General features: G+C 44.8%; 9 protein-coding genes. All 9 read right to left on the bottom strand.

Annotated elements, in window-relative coordinates; all coding sequences use genetic code 11:
- Positions 1–299: 299 nt before the first annotated feature.
- A complete protein-coding gene (locus ABL924_RS17590; protein ID WP_349028399.1) occupies positions 300–554 on the bottom strand; it encodes a hypothetical protein in 255 nt (84 codons plus the stop codon).
- A 379-nt stretch (positions 555–933) separates the two neighbouring features.
- On the bottom strand, positions 934–1,263 hold the full coding sequence (locus ABL924_RS17585; protein ID WP_349028398.1) for a GNAT family N-acetyltransferase: 330 nt from the start codon (positions 1,261–1,263) through the stop codon (positions 934–936).
- A gap of 421 nt (positions 1,264–1,684) precedes the next feature.
- Complete coding sequence (locus ABL924_RS17580) at positions 1,685–2,263, bottom strand: nitrogen fixation protein NifQ (protein ID WP_349028397.1); 579 nt, start codon at positions 2,261–2,263, stop codon at positions 1,685–1,687.
- Entirely contained in the window at positions 2,263–2,613 is a 351-nt protein-coding gene (locus ABL924_RS17575; protein ID WP_349028396.1) for a 2Fe-2S iron-sulfur cluster binding domain-containing protein, read from the bottom strand. Before ABL924_RS17575 ends, ABL924_RS17580 begins: the two co-directional genes overlap by 1 nt.
- A gap of 46 nt (positions 2,614–2,659) precedes the next feature.
- Complete coding sequence (locus ABL924_RS17570) at positions 2,660–2,947, bottom strand: 2Fe-2S iron-sulfur cluster-binding protein (RefSeq protein ID WP_349028395.1); 288 nt, start codon at positions 2,945–2,947, stop codon at positions 2,660–2,662.
- Between the two features lie 29 nt (positions 2,948–2,976).
- Positions 2,977–4,260 (bottom strand): FprA family A-type flavoprotein, encoded by a 1,284-nt coding sequence (locus ABL924_RS17565; protein WP_349028394.1) that lies wholly within the window; start codon positions 4,258–4,260, stop codon positions 2,977–2,979.
- Positions 4,253–4,675, bottom strand: a complete 423-nt coding sequence (locus ABL924_RS17560; protein ID WP_349028393.1) for an ArsC/Spx/MgsR family protein — start codon at positions 4,673–4,675, stop codon at positions 4,253–4,255. The genes ABL924_RS17565 and ABL924_RS17560 overlap by 8 nt, the downstream gene beginning before the upstream one ends.
- 13 nt (positions 4,676–4,688) lie before the next feature.
- Complete coding sequence (locus ABL924_RS17555) at positions 4,689–4,967, bottom strand: ferredoxin (protein ID WP_349028392.1); 279 nt, start codon at positions 4,965–4,967, stop codon at positions 4,689–4,691.
- Between the two features lie 269 nt (positions 4,968–5,236).
- Positions 5,237–5,627 (bottom strand): NifB/NifX family molybdenum-iron cluster-binding protein (locus ABL924_RS17550; RefSeq protein ID WP_349028391.1); only part of this gene is annotated, 391 nt, incomplete at its 5' end.

Genomic DNA, 5,627 nt, shown 5'->3' with positions numbered 1-5,627 from the left:
CTTTGGCAAGAACGGCATTTGTGCTTCACTGTCATCTTTATCATGGGCTTATGGCAAATTTATAATGTAACTTATCATTTAAAATTTAGCCACTACCAATATTTCTTTTAATGACTATTTGATACGCTGATTTAAAGTTGCAACGCTCAATTGCCTGGGGCGATTGTCTTGTTGAGGTGATTCGCTAAAGCCGTACCACCTCACAATTGATCTGTTACAGCGTTATTGCATCCACCGATAGTTTTAGTATAAATCAATCAAAGCACCGGGTTTCACTTTGACCACAATCTGCATGCCGATTAGTTTACAGGCACTTTTTGTTTTGGGGTCTCAGCCGCCTTTTGAGCTTCAGCGGCCTGCTGTTTTTCCTCAGCTTTTTTCTTCCTTTCCTCTGCTTTTTTCGCTAGCGCAGCCTTTTGTTCAGCAGCACGAGTAGCGGCGACTCTGCCACTTTCATAACTGTCTTCAGCGTGGGTTAGGGTAGGTGTCAATAACGCCGTTATTACACAAAGACTTAACAGCAACGAATTTATTTTTGATTTGATAGACAACATAATCACCTCTTAAATTAATTAAAGTAGTTATTCCAAATGAGTGCAACCCGGTAAGTTACTCAAGAAATGCGCTTAATGTTATGGTTTTCCCAGTGGTAAATACCGCATATTAATGAGTAATAATGCAACCTGTGTGGTGATGGACGCCACAAAAGTTGTGGCATAGTTTAGCGGTTTACCCGGGCTTTGGGAATGCGACAAATTGTCGCATCTTGGACATGAAGCTCGTTTAGAAGCACATCAATTCAGACAGATGAATTCCAGCTGCTATTATCAGAGGTTTAGTACATATGACTTGTACTGGCTCAAACCTGAGCTGACAGTTATCGGTTTTAAAAACGCTGTCAGCTCTTAACGACTACAACACATTGAGTTTTTGCTAAGGCTTTCTCAAACAAACCAGCTCGGTCGAAAGCCAGACCTGATTCTTATAAAAACCCAAAGCAGGCAAGTTGTTTTTATCAGCCAATAGTTGCAAGCGTTTAAGCCCTTGACACTCAGCCCAATAAACAGCTTCGGCAAGCAATTTTGAACCAATACCTTGATGACGAAAACCAGCCGCAACAATCAAATCTTCAAGCAAACCTACTTGCCCACCTTCCGCTGTTGAGATTAAGGTTTGGATTGTGCACATCCCCACTACTTTGTTATCATTGGCTGACTCCGCCACCAGGATACAATCTTTATCGCTTTTTAGCAGGCGTTCCAAGCCATTCGTTTGTTTTACAGGATCGAAAACAAAGTCTTTTTCAATAGCGAATAACTCTTGTAATAATGCGACAAGTTAGGCAATGTCAGATGGGTTTGCGGTTCGTATAGTTACCATGATTAACAATGTGTCGCTAATGAAAATTCATAACAACCCTTTTTGTTTTGCCGGGATTATACGCACATTTCATCCTAACGAACCCGCGCAAACATGGTAACTAAAACTATCCGCAACTATTCAGCATAGTTTGTCATTCCGAGTAAAGCGAGGAATCTTAAAACTTGCCCATCTTTCAGTGCCTAAAAGATTTCTCGGTAACTGCTCCTGCGTTACCCTACCTCCTGCTTCCATGCAGTCGTCCCTATGGTCGAAATGACAGTAAAATCATCATTTTCTTGCGAAAAATATTGAATAGTTAAATCTACTCTTCAGGACCAAAACATTTAGGATAATCGACACAAACCTCACATGAAGGCGCACGGCACAGATATAAGCCTTCCGCTTCGCAAAGCTGTTTGTACAAAAACTTTTTCCACTTCATGTCCTTGTCGTTTTTTGCGGCCAATTCGGGAAAGTTGTAGTGCAGCATCGCGCTCAATTGTGAGCGCGACCACAGACCTAAATCCTGCCACAGATGATCGCCCCCCAAACATCCGGCAACAATAATAGCAATCATCCAGTCTATTTCAACAGCTTCAGGCCTGGCGTAATGCTTTAATAGATTGACCAGATCGGCTTTTTCCAGCATACGGCTAAAATCCAACTTGCTGCCTGATAGCGCTTGTTTCGGCAATTTACATTCTGGAAAGAAATAGCTATTTAACGCATAAAACTGCTCAGCTTCCAACCCAAGATAATCAGGCAACACACCCTGCCCAACAGACCAACTGGCTATCATGTAAGCCAGCCAGTTGCGGTTAGGATTCGTTGATGGCTTCGGTTTGATCCCGTTGTAGACCTGTTCCCGGTTATCCTGAAGTTGCGGAGCAGCGGACATCATTAGTATTCGACCAGAATATCTTCATCCCTAACAATCATCTGGCATGCCAAACGCCAAGGTGAAGGCAGGTCATCCACAATCATTTTTTCCATCTCTTCTTTACTGATTTTGCCGCTAACGCGCAGCACTTCTTTTTCTTTTTCAGTTAATGGCCCACCCATGCGCTGGTGCTTTTGGTCAACACTACTGACCTTAACCAGGCAAGTGCCACATTCCCCGTCCTGGCATTCATAATTGATGGGGATTTTATTTTCCCGTGCCAGTTTGAGTAACGATTCTGTATGGCTGCCTGCGACGGCATAAACGGTTTTATCCCGGTATTCGGGATTTGAAAAAGTGACTAAAGCCATGATTGACTCCTTATAAAATGAGTTATAGGTAATTTAAAATCTGCGCTTAAACAGGCCTGATGCTAATTTCTCCGCCCAACACCTGCGCTTGACAAGCCAGCCGATTATGTTTGCCTGCCATGTTTTCACGCAGGACTTTATCTTCCAAAACGGACGGTTCAGTCAGGTTATTCCAACCTGAAGTGACCTTAGTAATACAGGTACCGCATTCGCCTTCACGGCAACCGTAAACAATCCCTGATCCCACTTTTTCGGAAATTTCGATCAATCGGGTTCCCGCAGGTGCATTGACGGTAACATTTATATCTTCAAAGGTAATCGATGCTTTTGGCATTGCTATTCTCCTAATGTTAAAAAAAATTATTAAGCAAGATCGGCCATATCAATCACTTTGGATTCCCTTAAACCCATCAGCTCTTGTGCCAATTCATGCCCGAATTCTCGGCAAATGATGATTTCTTCATCGGTCGGAATTAACTTAAGACGTAATCCCGGAATGGGAACACGTAATTTGAGACCGCGTAAACGGTCTTCAACCATTTTCACGGCTTCTCCAGTCCAGCCATAAGAACCGAACACGCCGCCCAACTTAGATTTGAGGTTGATAACGACCAGTGAGGACAATAAATCCCACACCGGCTTAACTGCGTCGCCGTTGATAGTCGGCGTACCAAACAGGATGCCATCTGCACCTTCTATTAAGTCCACGAACGGTGCGATTTCGCTGCCTTCCAAGTCATATAAAGACACCCGGACATGCTCAACGCCCATTGCGCCTTCATAAATAGCTTCTGCCATGCGTCGGGTACTGCCGTATGAGCTGATGTAAAAGATCAACAAAGTTTTTTCGCCGGCACTAATTTCACTGTGTAACGGTGACAGAGATAATTCCCGATAACGCTTAACATAGCGTTGGGGTTGATCACGCAATAACGGGCCATGCGCCGGGACAATTTTATTGAGCGGCAATAACGGTTCTATTAAATCAAGCGCACGGTTCACATAATCCTTAAATGGCCGCATGATGTGGGCATAGTAATATTCAAACGAGAAGCGGAAATCACCGACTTCATCGTTGAACAGCCGCGTATCGCAATAATGGCAACCAAATACATCACCAGAAAATAAGGTTTTTTCTTCCTCCAAATAGGTGCATTGGGTGTCCGGCCAATGCAAATAAGGCGTGTGCAGAAAGGCGAGAGTGCGGTCACCCAACGATACTTTGTCACCCGTCATTACTGGGGTAAACTTAAAGTCATCCTGTTTTAACAGCGCTTTGAGCATCGATTGCGCTTTCTGCGATATGTAAAGCTGCGCTTGTGGTGCCCGACGCATCAGCTCCGGCAACGCGCCAGTATGGTCGGGTTCAAGGTGGTTCAGGACGATAACTTTAATTTCGTCGTAATTTGCTACAGTCTCCAAACGGGCAAAAAAGACATCAGCAAAATTTTCTTTGACGGTGTCAACAATCGCAACACCTTCGCTGCCTCTCACCACATAGGCGTTGTAGCTTGTACCATTGGCGGTCTTTAATATGATGTCAAAATTACGTAGTGTCGGATCGAGCGCACCTATCCAATGAACGCGATCAGATAAACTCACCGCTTGGGGAACTCCGTCTATCGCTAAGACAGGTGGTTTACTCATGACCGCAACGAGCTTGTACAAGCGATCTAGGACAGATCTCCAAGTCAGTAGTGTCCGTCTTTTCTTTTAAGCCTATCCAATTATCCACCGCTTCTTGGTCAAACCCAACCATCAAGCTATTGTCCACTTGCATTAATGGCCGATGGATTAGCAAGGGATTTGCCAGCATCAGCGCTATGGCTTGATGCTCAGTCAGCTTATCGGGTTCAACTTCACCTTGTTTGATTGCGGGTGCGCTGACATTAAACCAATCCCGTACCGCCAATGCGCCGAAAAAAAGACGTAAGCTCTCAGGTTGCCAGGATTCAGTTAATAAATTTTTTGCTTCAACCTGATGTCCTGCTGCTGCTAACAGTTTCTTTTGTCGGGTGTTGTTAATACATCCTGGCTTTTCGTAGAAATAGACCGTTGCCATTGCCGTTGGCCTGTTAATGCGACTGTAACTCAGCTATGGCTTCTGCCATTTTTTCTGGCGGAATACCAGTTAACGATCCGGGCGGATTTATTGCCTCGCCCAGCGAGTTTAATATCGCACCTTCTATCGGGCAAATACTGGCGCATTGAAAATCAGGGAAGTCCCCCTCGCATTCAGTGCATTTTTTAGGATCAACCAAAAAATGCGGCTTGGCTTCGTAAATTGCATTACTGGGACAAACCGGTTCGCAAGCAAAACAATTAACGCAAGACTCAATAATTTTTACTGCCATGACAAACTCCTAAATCGATGTTTATCGACACAATTCGAATCAACGTCATTCCGGCATGGATTGCCGGAATCCAGAGCACAAGGATGTGAGATAGGCTATAAAGAACTTCTCATAAAATGATCTTGTGCGACAAAAAACGATGGGGTGAGCAGCACAACTTCCTTCGGCTCGTGTAGCCTTGCCATCCATGGCTTCTGGATTCCGGCAATCCATGCCGGGATGACGAGTTATGTAGCCTCTTATGATCTTGAACTTACAGGACTTCACTTTCAGGCACTTGCCCTGGCTGCTTCAGGCGTTGTATCCAACTTACCCGCAGCTGCCATTTCCTTGTAAACCGCCATGACTGCTTCTTCAATAGGTTCCATGGCATGTTCGCCATTCGGTGCGATACCTGCTGCTTCCAGCATTTCCCAAGGCTCGTAACCGACTTTAGAACATAACACCGCTTCACAGCCCGCCAATGCACGGACAGTCACTTGCAATACACTTTCACCATCACCACATGAAGTGTCACCGCCACAATATTGGTCAGCTTTACGATGGCTGATAAAACGCACACCGTCTGGCGAGGCTTCATAGATCAGGAATTCTTTAGCATGTCCGAAATGCACATTGATAACACCCTGCCCGCTAGTTGCGACAGCCATCAGCACCGGA

Origin of the sequence: Methyloglobulus sp., from assembly GCF_040079455.1 — a bacterium.
Classification (GTDB): domain Bacteria; phylum Pseudomonadota; class Gammaproteobacteria; order Methylococcales; family Methylomonadaceae; genus Methyloglobulus.
Note: the sequence above shows the minus strand (reverse complement) of the source record. Positions and strands in the feature narration are given on the sequence as shown.

Excerpts from the sequence above, each read along its gene's own strand:
- ABL924_RS17590 (WP_349028399.1), bottom strand. The coding sequence starts at position 554 with ATGTTGTCTATCAAATCAAAAATAAATTCGTTGCTGTTAAGTCTTTGT.
- ABL924_RS17575 (WP_349028396.1), bottom strand. The coding sequence starts at position 2,613 with ATGGCTTTAGTCACTTTTTCAAATCCCGAATACCGGGATAAAACCGTT.
- ABL924_RS17560 (WP_349028393.1), bottom strand. The coding sequence starts at position 4,675 with ATGGCAACGGTCTATTTCTACGAAAAGCCAGGATGTATTAACAACACC.
- ABL924_RS17570 (WP_349028395.1), bottom strand. The coding sequence starts at position 2,947 with ATGCCAAAAGCATCGATTACCTTTGAAGATATAAATGTTACCGTCAAT.
- ABL924_RS17580 (WP_349028397.1), bottom strand. The coding sequence starts at position 2,263 with ATGATGTCCGCTGCTCCGCAACTTCAGGATAACCGGGAACAGGTCTAC.
- ABL924_RS17565 (WP_349028394.1), bottom strand. The coding sequence starts at position 4,260 with ATGAGTAAACCACCTGTCTTAGCGATAGACGGAGTTCCCCAAGCGGTG.
- ABL924_RS17555 (WP_349028392.1), bottom strand. The coding sequence starts at position 4,967 with ATGGCAGTAAAAATTATTGAGTCTTGCGTTAATTGTTTTGCTTGCGAA.